This window comes from Paraburkholderia sediminicola, assembly GCF_046030555.1.
GTDB classification, from domain to species: domain Bacteria; phylum Pseudomonadota; class Gammaproteobacteria; order Burkholderiales; family Burkholderiaceae; genus Paraburkholderia; species Paraburkholderia sediminicola_E.
This window is the reverse complement of record NZ_JAQQCH010000006.1, coordinates 1-14,506: the sequence shown is the minus strand read 5'-3', so window position 1 is coordinate 14,506 and position 14,506 is coordinate 1. Positions and strand designations below refer to the sequence as shown.

At 60.9% G+C, this 14,506-nt stretch carries 10 protein-coding genes; 5 read left to right on the top strand and 5 right to left on the bottom strand.

Annotated elements, in window-relative coordinates:
- The first annotated feature begins 85 nt into the window (after positions 1 to 85).
- Together PQQ52_RS11000 and PQQ52_RS10995 are read left to right on the top strand one after the other, a co-directional pair.
- Positions 86 to 1,234: a glycosyltransferase family 4 protein gene (locus PQQ52_RS11000; RefSeq protein ID WP_408210368.1), complete on the top strand. Its 1,149-nt coding sequence runs from the start codon at positions 86 to 88 to the stop codon at positions 1,232 to 1,234.
- Positions 1,235 to 3,295: a capsule polysaccharide biogenesis protein gene (locus PQQ52_RS10995; protein WP_408210365.1), complete on the top strand. Its 2,061-nt coding sequence runs from the start codon at positions 1,235 to 1,237 to the stop codon at positions 3,293 to 3,295. It abuts the gene before it with no gap.
- 78 nt (positions 3,296 to 3,373) lie between these two features.
- Here PQQ52_RS10995 and cyoD read toward each other — a convergent pair whose 3' ends face one another.
- The 5 genes from cyoD to PQQ52_RS10970 form a co-directional block, all read right to left on the bottom strand.
- Entirely contained in the window at positions 3,374 to 3,730 is a 357-nt protein-coding gene (gene cyoD, locus PQQ52_RS10990; RefSeq protein WP_408210362.1) for a cytochrome o ubiquinol oxidase subunit IV, read from the bottom strand.
- Positions 3,731 to 4,336, bottom strand: coding sequence for a cytochrome o ubiquinol oxidase subunit III (cyoC, locus tag PQQ52_RS10985; RefSeq protein WP_408210359.1), 606 nt, complete (start codon positions 4,334 to 4,336; stop codon positions 3,731 to 3,733). It abuts the gene before it with no gap.
- On the bottom strand, positions 4,336 to 6,324 hold the full coding sequence (cyoB, locus tag PQQ52_RS10980) for a cytochrome o ubiquinol oxidase subunit I (RefSeq protein WP_408210358.1): 1,989 nt from the start codon (positions 6,322 to 6,324) through the stop codon (positions 4,336 to 4,338). The genes cyoC and cyoB overlap by 1 nt, the downstream gene beginning before the upstream one ends.
- 3 nt (positions 6,325 to 6,327) lie before the next feature.
- Positions 6,328 to 7,227: a ubiquinol oxidase subunit II gene (gene cyoA, locus PQQ52_RS10975; RefSeq protein WP_408210355.1), complete on the bottom strand. Its 900-nt coding sequence runs from the start codon at positions 7,225 to 7,227 to the stop codon at positions 6,328 to 6,330.
- Positions 7,228 to 7,600: 373 nt separating this feature from the next.
- Entirely contained in the window at positions 7,601 to 9,154 is a 1,554-nt protein-coding gene (locus PQQ52_RS10970) for an NADH-quinone oxidoreductase subunit M (protein ID WP_408210353.1), read from the bottom strand.
- Positions 9,155 to 9,839: 685 nt separating this feature from the next.
- Between PQQ52_RS10970 and PQQ52_RS10965 the strand changes: the two genes are divergently transcribed.
- The 3 genes from PQQ52_RS10965 (at position 9,840) to PQQ52_RS10955 (ending at position 14,504) form a co-directional block, all read left to right on the top strand.
- On the top strand, positions 9,840 to 10,589 hold the full coding sequence (locus PQQ52_RS10965; protein ID WP_408210350.1) for an ABC transporter ATP-binding protein: 750 nt from the start codon (positions 9,840 to 9,842) through the stop codon (positions 10,587 to 10,589).
- Complete coding sequence (locus tag PQQ52_RS10960; RefSeq protein ID WP_408210347.1) at positions 10,576 to 13,149, top strand: FtsX-like permease family protein; 2,574 nt, start codon at positions 10,576 to 10,578, stop codon at positions 13,147 to 13,149. Before PQQ52_RS10965 ends, PQQ52_RS10960 begins: the two co-directional genes overlap by 14 nt.
- A gap of 278 nt (positions 13,150 to 13,427) precedes the next feature.
- On the top strand, positions 13,428 to 14,504 hold the full coding sequence (locus PQQ52_RS10955; protein WP_408210345.1) for a lipocalin-like domain-containing protein: 1,077 nt from the start codon (positions 13,428 to 13,430) through the stop codon (positions 14,502 to 14,504).
- Positions 14,505 to 14,506 lie beyond the last annotated feature (2 nt).

Below are 14,506 nucleotides of genomic sequence, written 5' to 3'. Positions count from 1 at the left end.
CGGGTAAAATGGCTCGTTGTAAAAAAAAAGCCACACTCGAAGGACCAAAAAAGTCCGAACGACAGCCCAAAAAGCACGCACCCTAGTGTCAACCCTATTCCTGGACGTCACGCGTCTCCTCACGCGCCTTTACGACGGGCTTTTGCCCACGGGCGTAGATCGCGTCGGCCTCGCCTATATTCAAAAGTACGGCGCTCAAGCGCGCGCAATCCTGAGCGAACGCGGCTTCTCCACGGTTTTGACCGAGCGGGATTCACAGCGAACGTTTGCAATGCTTCTCTCCTCTACTCGAAATCGGAACGCAATCCGCGCTTTAGTCGTGCGCGCGTGCCTTAATCGCTTGCGAGAAACAAGACTTAATGGTGTGTTGTTGCATACCAGTCACAACGGAATGGAATTCGGCCGTTATTACCGGGCAATGACAAAGCGCGAAATACGCCCCGTATTCATGGTCCACGATTTAATTCCATTGACTCATGCCGAATACTGTCGCCCGGGCGTAGAAGCGACTCACCGGCACCGCATGCATACCGCACTCAGGCACGCGAGCGGCCTGATCGCCAATTCGCAAGCCACGCTCGACTCGCTCGCGGCCGAAGCGCACCAGGCCAATCTGCCGCTCCCGCCGAGCGTAGTTGCGCGTCTGGCCTCTGGCGTCACCCAGCAACCACTCGCCCCACGCCCACTGCCCACACCCTACTTCGTCATGCTCGGCACCATCGAGCCGCGCAAGAACCACTGGTTCATCCTGCACGTGTGGCGGCGCCTCGTGGAACAACTCGGCGCAGCTGCACCAAAGTTGGTCGTGATCGGCCGGCGCGGCTGGGAATGCGAAAACGTCGTCGATATGCTGGAGCGCTGCCAAAGCCTGAAAGACGTCGTGATAGAAGAAGCGCACTGCTCCGACGAGCAGCTTCATGCTTATCTCCAGCACGCTCAGGCACTGCTGTTCCCGTCATTCGTCGAAGGCTACGGCATGCCCCTCGCCGAAGCGCTCGCGCTCAAGGTGCCGGTGCTCGCCAGCGACCTGGACGTCTTTCACGAAATCGCCGACGACATTCCGGACTATCTCGACCCGCTCGACGGTCCCGGCTGGCTCGCCCGGATCCAAGCCTATGCTCAGGCCAACAGTCCGGCGCGCGACGCACAATTGGCTCGCATCGAACGCTTTCGCGAACCGACCTGGGCGGAGCATTTCGAGCATGTCGACAGCTTTCTTGAGACGCTGCGCTAGATGAAGCAACGCGGCACGGGGCAACCGGCTCTGGAAATCCCGGCAATCAATCTGCGCACCGTAACCCGCGGCTTCCGCTCGCTAATTTGGCTTGCCGGACGCTCGGAACATCTGTGGATCGATCGGCTGTTCGGCCGCGTTGCATTGCGCGTCGCCCGCGTAGGCGGCAAGCGCGTCACCGCGGCTTGGCCAGGCCCGGTCTGGTCGCGCGGCGCATCCGGTACACCTTTGTTGTCGTGGTTTAGCGCGCCGGTGGCGAATGCCAGCACCGATGCACTCGTTGCGGCGATCAATTCGGCACTCACCGCCACGCTGGAACACGATCGGGGCGACGATGCCGCGTCCGAGGTCAAGGCCGACGTCGAGCGGCTGATGCAACGGTTCGCCCACAGCCATGCCTCGACACAGCGCCAATCGCAATCCTTCTGCACCGCCGCGTTACTCGAAACCAAACGCACAACCCGCGTCATGCTGATCGACGAGCGCGCACGTTCTTATGGACTCGGCGCTGTTAAGGTCCGCAATTCGTGTGGAACCTTCACGCGAATGGTGCAAGCCGCGCGCTCTGCCCATCCGCACGCCGAATTCTGGATCGCCCGATCGGATGACAAAGGCGCGGGACGCTGGCTTTCCGCGTCAGTCGACGGCATGCCGCCCGGCGCCCGGCGCCTCGCCGATCACGAATCGCTGTGCGCCGCACTGCCTCATATCGACCACGTTTACACATTAGCCGCCTCAGAGGGCATGCACGCGCTGCTGGCCGGCGTGCCGTTGCACGTATTCGGTGCGCCCTATTACGCGGGCTGGGGATTGACCGACGACGACCTGCACTTGCCGAACCGCAGCGCACGTCCCACACTTGCAGCATTATTCGACGTGGTCTTCCTGCGCTTTGCGCGCTATCTGAATCCGTTCACGCACACGTTGGGCTCGCTCGATGATCTGCTCGACAGCATCGAATTGCAGCGTGCAGTCCAGCACCGTTTCGCCGATGTTCAGCACGCCGCAGGAATCCGCTTTCAGTGGTGGAAGCGCCCGTTTGCGACGCCGTACCTAAGCGCCGGCGGCGCAACGCTACGTTGGACGCGCGAGCCGCAAACCGTGCAGACAAACGAATGCGCAGTGCTGTGGGGCGCGCGCAGTGCGGACGGTCTTGCGCCCGAGGTTCGGCGCGTCAGAATCGAAGACGGCTTCTTTCACTCGACGGGGCTCGGCTCCGACATGATCGCGCCACGCAGCCAGGTGATCGACCGCCGCGGCCTCTACTTCGACGCGAGCCAGCCGAGCGATCTCAGCGTACTGCTCAACGAAACCGAGTTCAGCGCAACCGAACTGGCGCGTGCTGCAGCGCTGCGCGAGCGCGTGGTGAAACTCGGCGTTACCAAATACAACCTCGGTCGGCGTCGCCCTGCATGGACTGCGCCGGCAGGCAAGCGGGTCGTCCTGGTTCCAGGGCAAGTCGCCGACGACGCTTCGATCCGGCTCGGCACGCGCGCCATCAGTACCGCCGACGCACTACTGCGCGAAGTACGCAGGCTGCGTCCCGATGCATTCGTGGTGTACAAGCCGCATCCGGACGTTCTGTCGGGCAATCGCAATGGACTGATCGACGCGCAGCAACTCGCGGACATTGTCGACACGGAAGCGGACTTGCTGTCGCTTGTCGACGTGGCGGACGAGGTGCACACCTTGTCGTCGCTCGCAGGCTTCGACGCGTTGTTGCGCGGCAAAGCGGTCTTCACCTACGGGCTGCCTTTCTATGCAGGCTGGGGACTGACGCGCGACGCGCTCGCACCATTGCCGTGGCGCCATCGCACGTTGACGCTGGACATGTTGTGTGCGGGCGTGCTGCTGCGCTACCCCCTCTACTGGGACTGGCGCACACGTCTTTTCACCACGCCGGAAGCGGTAGTCGAACAACTCGCACCACAGGCTGCACGACCGCTCGAACAGGTTCGCGGCAACCGGATGCGGCCATTGCTCAAAGCATTCCGCTGGACCCGCAACGGAATCCGCCATGCGTCATGGCGATTCCGGCAAAGGCTCACCCCCCGCGCGTAGCCCCACCGTCAGAAAACGTAAAAGCCCCGCAAGACTTTCACCTTGCGGGGCTTTTTTTTCAAGCAACTACGTTTTCGCTTATCGCGACATCATGTGCATGCTGACGTTATGCATGATCCACAATGACCCGACAATCAGAATCACAGCCGTGAGCACCGTAAAGCCGAACGCCATGACGTTCCAACGTTGCGCCGACGACGTATTCATGTGCAGGAAGAAAACCAGGTGCACGACGATCTGCACGAGCGCGAGGCCCGCGATCGCGAGCAACGCGTTCTCGCCCGTCAACGTGCCGTTCAGCACGAGGCCAAACGCTGCGGCAGTCAACACGACAGAGAGAATGAAACCAATCGTATAGCTGCCGATGCTGCCGTGACTTTCACCCCCGTGTCCTTCGTCCGGGTGCGCCAGGTGTGAGTGATGGCTATGGTCCATTTAGATCACGCTCGCAAGATAGACAAAGGTGAAGACGCCGATCCACACGACGTCCAGAAAGTGCCAGAAAAGGCTCAGGCACGTCAGGCGAATCATGTCGCGTTCGGTCAGATCGCGATGGCGCATCACCTGAATCGCGAGCACCACCATCCAGATCAGACCGCACGTCACGTGCAAACCGTGCGTGCCGACCAGCGTAAAGAACGACGACAGGAACGCGCTGCGGCTCGGGCCTGCGCCCTCTGCGATCAGGTGCGAAAACTCGCGCATTTCCAGCACGAGGAACGCGAGACCCAGCAGGAAGGTCACGCCGAGCCAGAAGAGCAGCACGCCCTTCTTGTTCTTATGCGCGCCCAGCATGGCGAAGCCGTACGTGATACTGCTCAGCAACAGCATGGACGTTTCAAGCGCGACGCCCGGAATCTCGAACAGATCCTTACCGGTCGGACCACCTGCGAACTGGTGGCCCATCACCGCGAATACGGCGAACAACGCGGCAAAGATGATGCAGTCGGTCATCAGGTATAACCAGAAACCGAATACCGATTGCGACGGCACATGGTCCGGCGCGAGATGCGGTTGAACCGCAATAGTCTTCTGTAACATCAGTCAACCTCCAACGCGACCTGAGCACCCGCACCCGTGCGTTTTTCTTCAATCAGCGCGACGGTGTCTGCCGGGATGTAATAGCCGCCGTTGTCCATGAAGCTGTAGACGATGACCGTGCCAACTGCACCGACCAGGCCGACGATCGCAAGCCACCAGATGTGCCATACACCGGCAAAACCGAGCGCCAGCGAGAACAAGCCCACCAGCAGACCCGCAGGCGTATTCGACGGCATATGAATGTCGCGATAAACCGGCTCGGTTTGCGGCGCTTTACGCGACTTCATGTCGGTGAATGCATCCAGCTTGCGCACCGTCGGGATGAGCGCGAAGTTGTACACCGGCGGCGGCGAGCTCATCGCCCATTCCAGCGTGTGGCCATTCCACGGATCGCCGGTGACGTCGCGGTTTTCCGGCAGATTGCGGTCGCGGATACTGACGTACAGTTGCGCCAGCTGGCAAGCAATGCCGATAGCGATCAACCCTGCGCCGAACGCAGCGAGGATCAGCCACGGATGCCACGCGGGATTGTCGTAATGGTTCAGACGACGCGTCATGCCCATGAAGCCGAGCACGTACAGCGGCATGAACGCGACATAGAATCCGACCAGCCAGAACCAGAACGCAGCCTTGCCGAGCTTTTCATTCAGCTTGAAACCAAATGCCTTCGGGAACCAGTAGTTAAAGCCGGCCAGATAACCGAACAGCACGCCACCAATGATCACGTTGTGGAAGTGAGCGATCAGGAACAGGCTGTTGTGCAGCACGAAGTCCGCGCCCGGAATCGCCATCATCACGCCGGTCATACCACCGATCGTGAACGTGATCATGAAGCCGATCGTCCACAGCACAGGCGTGGTGAATTCCAGGCGGCCCTTGTAGATCGTGAACAGCCAGTTGAACACCTTCACGCCGGTCGGAATGGCAATCACCATCGTCGCGATACCGAAGAACGCGTTGACGTCAGCGCCCGAACCCATCGTGAAGAAGTGGTGCAGCCAGACGAGGAACGACAGCACCATGATCGCGCAGGTCGCCCACACCATCGTCTTGTAGCCGAACAGCGGCTTCTTGGCGAACGTGGCCACGACTTCCGAGAAGATACCGAACGCCGGCAGGATCAGGATGTACACCTCAGGGTGACCCCATGCCCAGATCAGGTTCAGGTACAGCATGGCGTTGCCGCCGCCGTCGTTCGTGAAGAAGTGCATGCCCAGGTAGCGGTCCAGACCGAGCAACGCGAGCGTCACAGTCAGGATCGGGAACGACGCCATGATCAGCACGTTGGTGCAGAGCGCGGTCCACGTGAACACCGGCATCTTCATCCAGGTCATGCCCGGGGCGCGCATCTTCACGATGGTCGCGAAGAAGTTCACGCCGGTAAGCAAGGTACCGATACCGGACAGCTGCAAACTCCACAGGTAATAGTCGACCCCGACACCTGGACTGAACTGCAATTCGGACAAGGGCGGATAAGCCAGCCAGCCCGTTTGCGCGAACTCACCAATCACCAGCGAAACGTTGATCAGAATCGCGCTGACCGCGGTCATCCAGAAGCTCAACGAGTTGATGAACGGGAATGCCACGTCGCGTGCGCCGATCTGCAGCGGCACGATCAGGTTCATCAGGCCGATCATGAACGCCATCGCCATGAAGAAAATCATGATGACGCCGTGCGCCGTGAACACCTGGTCGTAGTGATGCGGCGGCAGATAGCCCGGGCTCATGTAGCCGAGCGCCTGTTGCAAACGCATCATGATCGCGTCCGAGAAGCCGCGCAGCAGCATGATCATCGCCACGATGATGTACATGATGCCGAGCTTCTTGTGATCGACGGAGGTCAGCCATTCCGTCCACAGGTAGCGCCATTTGCCGAGATACGTGACCGTGCCGAGCACGGCCAGCCCGACAAGCGCCATGAAGATGCCCGCGCTCACGATGATTGGTTCGTGATACGGAATCGCATCGAGCGTAAGTTTTCCGAACATGCGTTACCCCTTACCCTTTGGCGCACAGTTAGCGTCTTTCATGTTGTCGAGGACGTTACCGTTGTTGTATCGGGCAATGATGTTGTGAAATAGCTTCGGATCGACCGACGAGAAGTAGCGCACCGGCTCTTTCTCCGTAGGCGCCGACATCGTGTGATAGCGGTCCATGTCGAGACGGTCGGACGAGCCGCGCACCTTGGCGACCCACGCATTGAACTCGTCAGGCGACGTAGCGAGCGCACGGAACTTCATGTCCGAGAAACCCTTGCCGCTGAAATTCGCCGCGGTGCCTGCGTAGTTGCCGGCTTCATCGGCGATCAGATGCAGACGCGTTTGCATGCCCGCCATCGCGTAGATCTGGCCGCCGAGTTGCGGAATGAAGAAGGAGTTCATCACCGTGTCGGACGTGATGACGAAGTTCACCGGCGTGCCGACCGGGAACGCGAGCTGGTTCACCGATGCAATGCCGAGGTCGGGATAGATGAAGAGCCACTTCCAGTCGAGTGCGACGACTTCGACGTTGATCGGCTTCACCTGCGACTCGAGCGGCTTGTACGGATCGAGCTCGTGCGTGCTCTTCCAGGTCAACACGGCGAGGAAAAGAATGATCAGCGTCGGAATCGTCCAGATGGCGATTTCGATGCCCGTGGAATGCACCCAGCCCGGACGGTATTCCGCGCTTTTGTTCGAAGCGCGATAGCGCCATGCGAACAGCAGCGTGAGCGCAATAACCGGAATGACCACGATCAGCATGGCCAAAGTCGACGTGGCAATCAGCTCACGTTCGGCCAGACCCACACTCCCCTTCGGATTCAAAACATCAAGGTTGTTGCAACCCGAGAGCAACAACACGAGGCCGGCGGAAAGGAAACTTATCGACCCTCGCAGAGTCTTTCCTTTCATATCCATTGCCCTTCATTTACGACTTCAACGAACGTCATTCGACCGCTCTCCCTTAGTAAGCGATCGCATAATAGGGGGGCGTCAATGGGATATAAACACCCGATTCAGCAACAATCTATTGCGTCGCAACACCGTGCGACACGTTGCCGCACGGCTGTGCGCACGCGTGCGCCTGCAATGCTCTATTGCAAAGTGTTGGCGGAGTCGCCGGATCACGAAAATCCCTTTAAACAGGCATTAAAACGCGGCGCGACCTGAGTGGTCTCGCTGCGCTCGATGCTCGAAAATGGACGTGTGACGATTCGAAAAACCCGCGTCAACAAGGGCAGCATCCATGCGACGAATGCTGCACCTGCACTGCGCTTCGTTCCAGTCAGCCCGGCGTGCGTGCCGCGACGACAGCGGGCGCCGCTGCCTGCAGGTGCTCGCCACCGTCAGCCGGTGCGGAGTCCGAAGGATGGGCGCTTCGTTCCGATTGGGCCAGCAGCGTACCGACCGACGGGTCGATCGCATCGGTGAAAGGCTTCGGATTGATGCCGATGGCCAGCACCAGCAAAGCCATCGCGCCGAGCAACACGAACTCACGCTTGCCGAGGTCCTGCAGCTTCGCGACGCGTGCATTGGCAATCGCGCCGAAAATCACGCGTTTGTACATCCACAGCGTGTAGGCCGCGCTCAGGACCAACGTGGATGCCGCGATTGCGCCGATCCAGAAATTGAAGCGGATCGCCCCCATCAGCACCATGAACTCGCCGACAAAACCCGAGGTGCCCGGCAGACCGATATTGGCCATTGAGAACAGCATCACGAACGCGGCGAAGCGCGGCATGGTGTTGGCAACGCCGCCGTATTCGGCGATCGAAGCCGTCTTCGTGCGGTCGTAGAGCATGCCCGTGCACAGCAGCATCGCGCCGGAGACCACGCCGTACGACAGCATCTGCACGATCGCGCCGGCCTGGCCGATGCGGTTGAAGACGAACAGGCCGAGCGTCACGAGACCCATGTGCGCGATCGTCGAATACGCGAGCAAGCGGCGCATGTCGGTCTGCACGAGCGCCAGCAGGCTGGAATAGATCACCGCGATCAGCGACAGCGTGATCATCATCGGCGCGAAGAAATGGCTGGCCTGCGGGGCGATCGGCAGCGCGAAGCGCAGCAGACCATAGCCGCCCAGCTTGAGCATGCCGATCATCACAGCGGCGCCGGTCGGACCGTCGAGGTGGACGTCCGGCAGCCACGTATGCAGCGGCCACATCGGCACCTTCACACCGAACGCAGCGAGGAAGCCGAGGAAGATCAAGACCTGCGGCCACGTGCCGAGGTGCGTTTCACGCCACAGCGCGAGATCGAAGCTGTGCGTCTGGCTGTACAGGTACAGCATCGACATCAGCATCATCAGCGAGCCGAGGAACGAGACGAAGAAGAACTTCACCGCGGCATACGAGCGGTTCGAATTTCCCCACGTACCGATCAGCAGATACAGCGGAATCAGCGTCGCTTCGAACGAGATGAAGAACAACATGCCGTCCATCGACGTAAACACGCCCTGCATGAAACCCGACAGCATCAGGAATGCGCCGAAGTACTGCGCGGTGCGCTCGGTGATCGACTCCCACGAAGCGACCACGATGATGATCGTGGTCAGCGCCGTCAGCGCGACGAGCCACAGCGAAATCCCATCCACACCCACATGCCATGCAATATCGAACGTAGGCGACCAGCGGACGTTCTCGACGAACTGCATCGACGTCACGTCGTTGCGGAAATTCGACACGAGCGGAATCACCGGCAGGAAACCCGCCACCGCGCCGATCAGCGCAAGCCATCGCGTGCGACTACGTGCCGCGTCCGATCCGGCACGCAAAACCACCAGGCCGGCGACAATAGGGATCCAGATGAGTAGGCTAAGAAGCGGAGGCAATGGCATGTGTTCTGTTGAAGACTTGAAATACAAAACGCCGCATCAACGCCTTCAAAAACGAAAGCATTGAAATGGATATGTAGGCTGGATTTCGCTGAAATTGACGTCGAAGCAGTGCTGCCTGCCTCACGTTTACCCGCAGTCGAATGACCAAGGGTGGGAGATTACCAAGATAAGAATACTTTTGCAGCGCAACAATGCTGCAGCGCCTTTGGCAATGCATTGTTGACACGTCTGCCCTTGCGAAACGCCGAAAAATGTGCAGATGCACAAATTCGCCGCCAAGGGATTTTTACCATGCTTTTTGCATGGAGAAGAAAGCCGTTGAGCGGGACTTAAGCACTCTTGCACGAACGCTTCCACGCAAGGACTGAACTGGAATAAATCATGCTGGTGCATGACATGCCATCAAGGCCGGTTTCGAGCGGTCGGCGAAAATTTAGCGCGGCCGCGCGCAGAAAATTTTTTTGATCCGGCACTCTAAAGAAACGTCCGCGCGCACCCCAAAGACCCACGCAATCCATTCACCCGTCAGCTTTCAGATGAGTATCGGGCGATGGCCGCATGCGCCTGCGAGCCTTACAAAACCCGAATATACTTCGGCGGTTCAAGGCCCGACGCGCGTGCGCAGCACGGTAGTTTTTTGCACGGTTAGACGCCGCCCTCACCGGCCAGACTTATTGGATTCCGCATGGTGCTTCGTGATGAAGGTGTCGTTCCCGCGCTCGAATGCCGCGAGCTGAGCAAGACCTACGGCGCTGGCCGCATCGTGCTGGCGCACCTCGATTTCACACTCGCACCGGGTGAATTCGTGGCGATCATGGGTGACTCCGGCGTCGGCAAATCGACGCTGCTGAATCTCATTGCGGGCCTCGACAGCGCGGATAGCGGCGATGTGATCATCGACGGCAGCGCGGTCTCGCGTCTGGATGACAACGCGGCAACGCGCTTACGCCGGCAAAAACTGGGCTTCGTGTTCCAGGCGTTTCACGTGCTACCGCATCTGACGCTCGTGCAAAATGTCGCTCTGCCGCTGCTGCTGAACGATCTACCCACGGCCGGTGCGCTGGATATGCTCGCGGCCGTCGGCTTGAGCGGTCGAGGCGATGATTTTCCGCGGCAGTTGTCGGGCGGCGAGTTACAGCGTGTCGCCATTGCGCGGGCACTCGTGCATCGTCCGAAACTGATTCTCGCCGACGAACCCACCGGCAACCTCGATCCCGATACCGCGCACGACGTGTTGAGCTTGTTCCGCACGCAAAGCAAGGCAACCGGCGCGGCCACCATCATGGTCACGCACTCGGAAGCAGCCGCGGCCGTGGCGGACCGTATCCTTATTCTGAGCGAGGGCGGCTTGCACGCGTCATCCGGACGCAACGCCTCTTCCGACTCGCACACCGGCTCCAGATCCATTGCGCGTTCAGCCGATGATGCACGCTGACCCACGCCCACTGCAGCGCATGCGCGGTCATCGCATGCTCGCGCGTTGGCTGTTGGGCGCGGAGTGGCGCAGCCATCGCGGACGCGCACTGGTTGCGATTGCAACGATCGCGCTCGGCGTCGCGCTGGGTTACGCCGTTCAATTGATCAACAGTGCGGCCTTCAATGAATTCTCGGCGGCAGCGCGCAGCCTGTCGGGCCAGGCCGATCTGCAGGTGCGTGGCGCACAACCTTTATTCGACGAGTCCATCTATCCGCGTTTGTCGACTGAGCCCGGTGTGGCGCTGGCGAGCCCCGTACTCGCTCTCGATGTCACCGTGCCGGATCAGAACGCCGCACTGCCCGTGCTCGGTATCGACGTCTTCAAGGCAAGCCGCATTGCGCCTGATCTGATCGGCGTGCCGTCGCCGGAACGGCCGTTCGACACGCTCGCGGCCGATACGGTGTTTCTTTCGCCGGCAGCGCAGCAATGGCTAAAAGTGAAAACCGGCGATGACGTGGCGCTGCGAAGCGGCACGTCAATCGTGCACTTTCGCGTGGCCGGCGGTCTCGTGAGAACGCGGCCGGGTCAGCGGCTCGCGGTCATGGATATCGCCGCCGCGCAGTGGAAGTTCGGCAAGGTGGGCAAGCTGTCACGCATCGACGTGGAGCTCGAACGCGGCATCGATCGCGAACGCTTCAAGCGTGATCTGCAAGCGCGGCTTGGCACGCAATGGGTGATCTCCGAGACGCGCGACGCTGAAAGCCGGACCGATCGTCTGTCGCGCGCCTACCGGATCAATATGAATGTGCTCGCGCTGGTAGCACTTTTCACCGGCGCTTTCCTCGTGTTTTCGACGCAGGCGCTGGGTGTCGTGCGACGCCGTGCGCAGTTCGCCATGCTGCGCGTGCTTGGACTGACGTGTGGCCAGTTGTTGCGGCAGATCCTGATAGAAGGCGCGTTGCTCGGCCTGCTCGGTTCGCTGTCGGGACTCGCGCTCGGCTATGCGATGGCGAGCGGCGCGTTGCGCTTTTTCGGCAGCGATCTGGGCGGCGGCTACTTTCCGGGCGTGCAACCGCACGTCGGTTTCGAACCGCTGGCGACCGCGCTATTTCTGACGCTCGGCGTCGCTGTGTCGGTACTAGGCAGTCTTGCTCCTGCATTGGAGGCGGCGCGCGCGCGGCCTGCAGCGGCGCTCAAAGCTGGCGCCGAAGAAGGCGCGCTGGCACGACTCGCTACGCCGTGGCCCGCTTTGACATGTCTGCTGATTGCCGCCCTGCTCACGCAAGTGCCGCCGTTGTTCGATGCGCCTGTCGGCGGCTACCTGGCCGTTGCGTTGTTGCTGGTCGGCGGGATTGCGTTGATGCCGCGCGTGACCGCGTTGATCTTTGGTGCAGCGAGCCGTGCGCTCGGCGCGCGGCGTCGCGCCGGCGCGGCGAGCACATTGGCCTTGGCACGTCTCGCGAATGCCCCGGGCCATGCCTCGATCGCGATGGGCGGCGTGCTGTCGAGCTTCGCGCTGATCGTCGCGATGGCGATCATGGTGGCCAGCTTCCGCGTTTCCGTTGAAGACTGGTTGGGCCACCTGCTCTCGGCCGACCTGTACGTTCGCGTCGCACCGAACGGTGACACCGGCGGCTTGCGGCCCGACGAACAGGCGCTGCTGCGTGCCATGCCCGGCATCAAGACCGCTGCGTTTGCGCGCACCTCGCATCTCACGCTCGATCCTGCACGGCCGGATGTCGCCGTGCTCGCGCGTGAAATCGATGCCGCCGATCCTGGTGCGAATCTGCAAATGACCGGAGCGGTGCTGCCTCCTTCCTCGTTGCAGGAGGGTGAGACGCCTGTTTGGGTATCCGAAGCAATGGTCGATCTGTATGGATATAAGCTTGGTCAACGCGTGCAGTTGCCGCTCGGCGAGCGCGGGCACGTGTTCGTTGTGGCCGGCATATGGCGTGATTACGTGCGTCAGACAGGTGCGATCCAGATACGGCTCCCGGATTTCCGGCGTTTGACTGACGACACTAGTGCGACGGATGTCGCTATCACCGTTCAGCCTGGTACGAGCGTCGACCGCGTGATTGCCGGACTGCGTACGCTGCCCTACGGAGCGTCGCTAGATCTCTCGTTGCCGGGCGAAATTCGCGCGCATACGCTGGTTATCTTCGATCGGAGTTTTGCCGTCACTTATCTGCTCGAGGGTGTCGCAATCGTAATTGGTCTGTTCGGCGTCGCCGCGACGTTCTCTGCGCAAACACTCGCGCGAGCCCGTGAGTTCGGCATGCTGCGGCACGTGGGCGTGACCCGCTCGCAGGTTCTCACGATTCTCGCTCTCGAGGGCGGGATGCTCACCGCTTGCGGCATCGCGATGGGTTTCGTTCTCGGATTCGCAATCAGTCTGATCCTTGTGTTCGTCGTCAATCCGCAGTCGTTTCATTGGAGCATGTCGCTACACGTTCCATGGACAGTGCTCGGCACGGTGGCGTTGGTGATGCTGGCCTCGTCGTGTTCGACGGCGGTAATTGCGGGACGCGGCGCGGTGTCGGTGGATGCGGTGCACGCGGTGAAGGAGGATTGGTGATGGACGTTCTGCCGCGTGAAATGGCTCAGGCGGTAACGCGCCAGGGCGTTGGCGTTGGCGTTGGCGTTGGCGTTGGCGTTGGCGTTGGCGTTGGCGTTGGCGTTGGCGTTGGCGTTGGGCAAAATTGTCGACCGGAGTGTATTGGTCGAGTCGCTCGGTTTTATCGCACGAATCGCCTCTGGCTAACGGCCGCCTTGTCGTGCACATCACCCACGGCGTTGCCTCGCGTTGTGAGTGCACTGCGGCTAAATGCCAAAGCTCTCGCTGCATTGCTTTGTATGGGCGTTCTAGCCATCGCGCCTGCGTTCGCGACCACACCCGAGTTCGCGGCAGTCACGCCAGATCATCCGATCGTCCTTCCGCAGGACACCGGCGCACACCCGGCTTTTCGCACCGAGTGGTGGTACGCAACGGGCTGGCTCACGACGCCGGACAATCATCCACTCGGTTTCCAGATCACCTTCTTTCGCTCGGCAACGGGTCACGATTCCGCCGATCCGAGCGCATTCGCACCGTCGCAATTGATCATTGCCCATGCCGCGTTAAGCGATCCCGCAATCGGTCATCTCACGCACGATCAGCGCATTGCCCGCCAAGGCTTCGGGCTCGCGTATGCGAAGGCGGCCAATACCGACGTCAAACTCGACGCGTGGAAAATCATCCGTGCGGCCGACGGTCACTATGACGTTATAGTCGACGCGAACGGATTCGCGCTGCATCTCGCGCTGACGCCAACTCAAACACCTTTGGTCCAGGGCGAACACGGCTACTCGCGCAAAGGTCCGCGGCCCGAACAGGCGAGCTATTACTACAGCGAGCCACAGTTGCGCGTGACCGGCAGCGTAGTTCGACCGGTTGCGGCGGGCGGTAAATCGACAGGTGAAACCGCCGTTACCGGCGCGGCGTGGCTCGATCATGAATGGTCAAGCACGCTGCTCGATACCGGCGCGGTCGGATGGGATTGGCTCGGCGCTAACCTGACGGATGGTTCGGCCTTGATGGCCTTCAAGGTCCGCAGTCGCGATGGACACATGGTATGGGCGCACGCGGCACTGAGAAATCGCGATGGTCAGGTGAAGACGTTTGGTCACGATGAGGTTGACTTCACTCCGGTTCGCACATGGCGCTCGCCACGCACGAACACGTCGTATCCTGTGGCGATGACGGTCAAAACCGGTACGCTGATGTGGCGCCTCGATCCGCTGATGGACGACCAGGAACTCGATTCCCGTCAATCGACCGGCGCGGTGTATTGGGAAGGCGCGGTGCGGGTGAGCCGCGACGGTGTGGACGTCGGACGCGCTTATCTGGAGCTGACGGGTTACGCGAACGCGTTGCGGATCGGGAGGGAGTGAGC

What these genes read in the sequence shown, in the direction of transcription:
- PQQ52_RS10995 (WP_408210365.1), top strand. Translation starts at nt 1,235, where the DNA reads ATGAAGCAACGCGGCACGGGGCAACCGGCTCTGGAAATCCCGGCAATC.
- cyoD (WP_408210362.1), bottom strand. Translation starts at nt 3,730, where the DNA reads ATGGACCATAGCCATCACTCACACCTGGCGCACCCGGACGAAGGACAC.
- cyoC (WP_408210359.1), bottom strand. Translation starts at nt 4,336, where the DNA reads ATGTTACAGAAGACTATTGCGGTTCAACCGCATCTCGCGCCGGACCAT.
- cyoB (WP_408210358.1), bottom strand. Translation starts at nt 6,324, where the DNA reads ATGTTCGGAAAACTTACGCTCGATGCGATTCCGTATCACGAACCAATC.
- cyoA (WP_408210355.1), bottom strand. Translation starts at nt 7,227, where the DNA reads ATGAAAGGAAAGACTCTGCGAGGGTCGATAAGTTTCCTTTCCGCCGGC.
- PQQ52_RS10970 (WP_408210353.1), bottom strand. Translation starts at nt 9,154, where the DNA reads ATGCCATTGCCTCCGCTTCTTAGCCTACTCATCTGGATCCCTATTGTC.
- PQQ52_RS10965 (WP_408210350.1), top strand. Translation starts at nt 9,840, where the DNA reads ATGGTGCTTCGTGATGAAGGTGTCGTTCCCGCGCTCGAATGCCGCGAG.
- PQQ52_RS10960 (WP_408210347.1), top strand. Translation starts at nt 10,576, where the DNA reads ATGATGCACGCTGACCCACGCCCACTGCAGCGCATGCGCGGTCATCGC.
- PQQ52_RS10955 (WP_408210345.1), top strand. Translation starts at nt 13,428, where the DNA reads ATGGGCGTTCTAGCCATCGCGCCTGCGTTCGCGACCACACCCGAGTTC.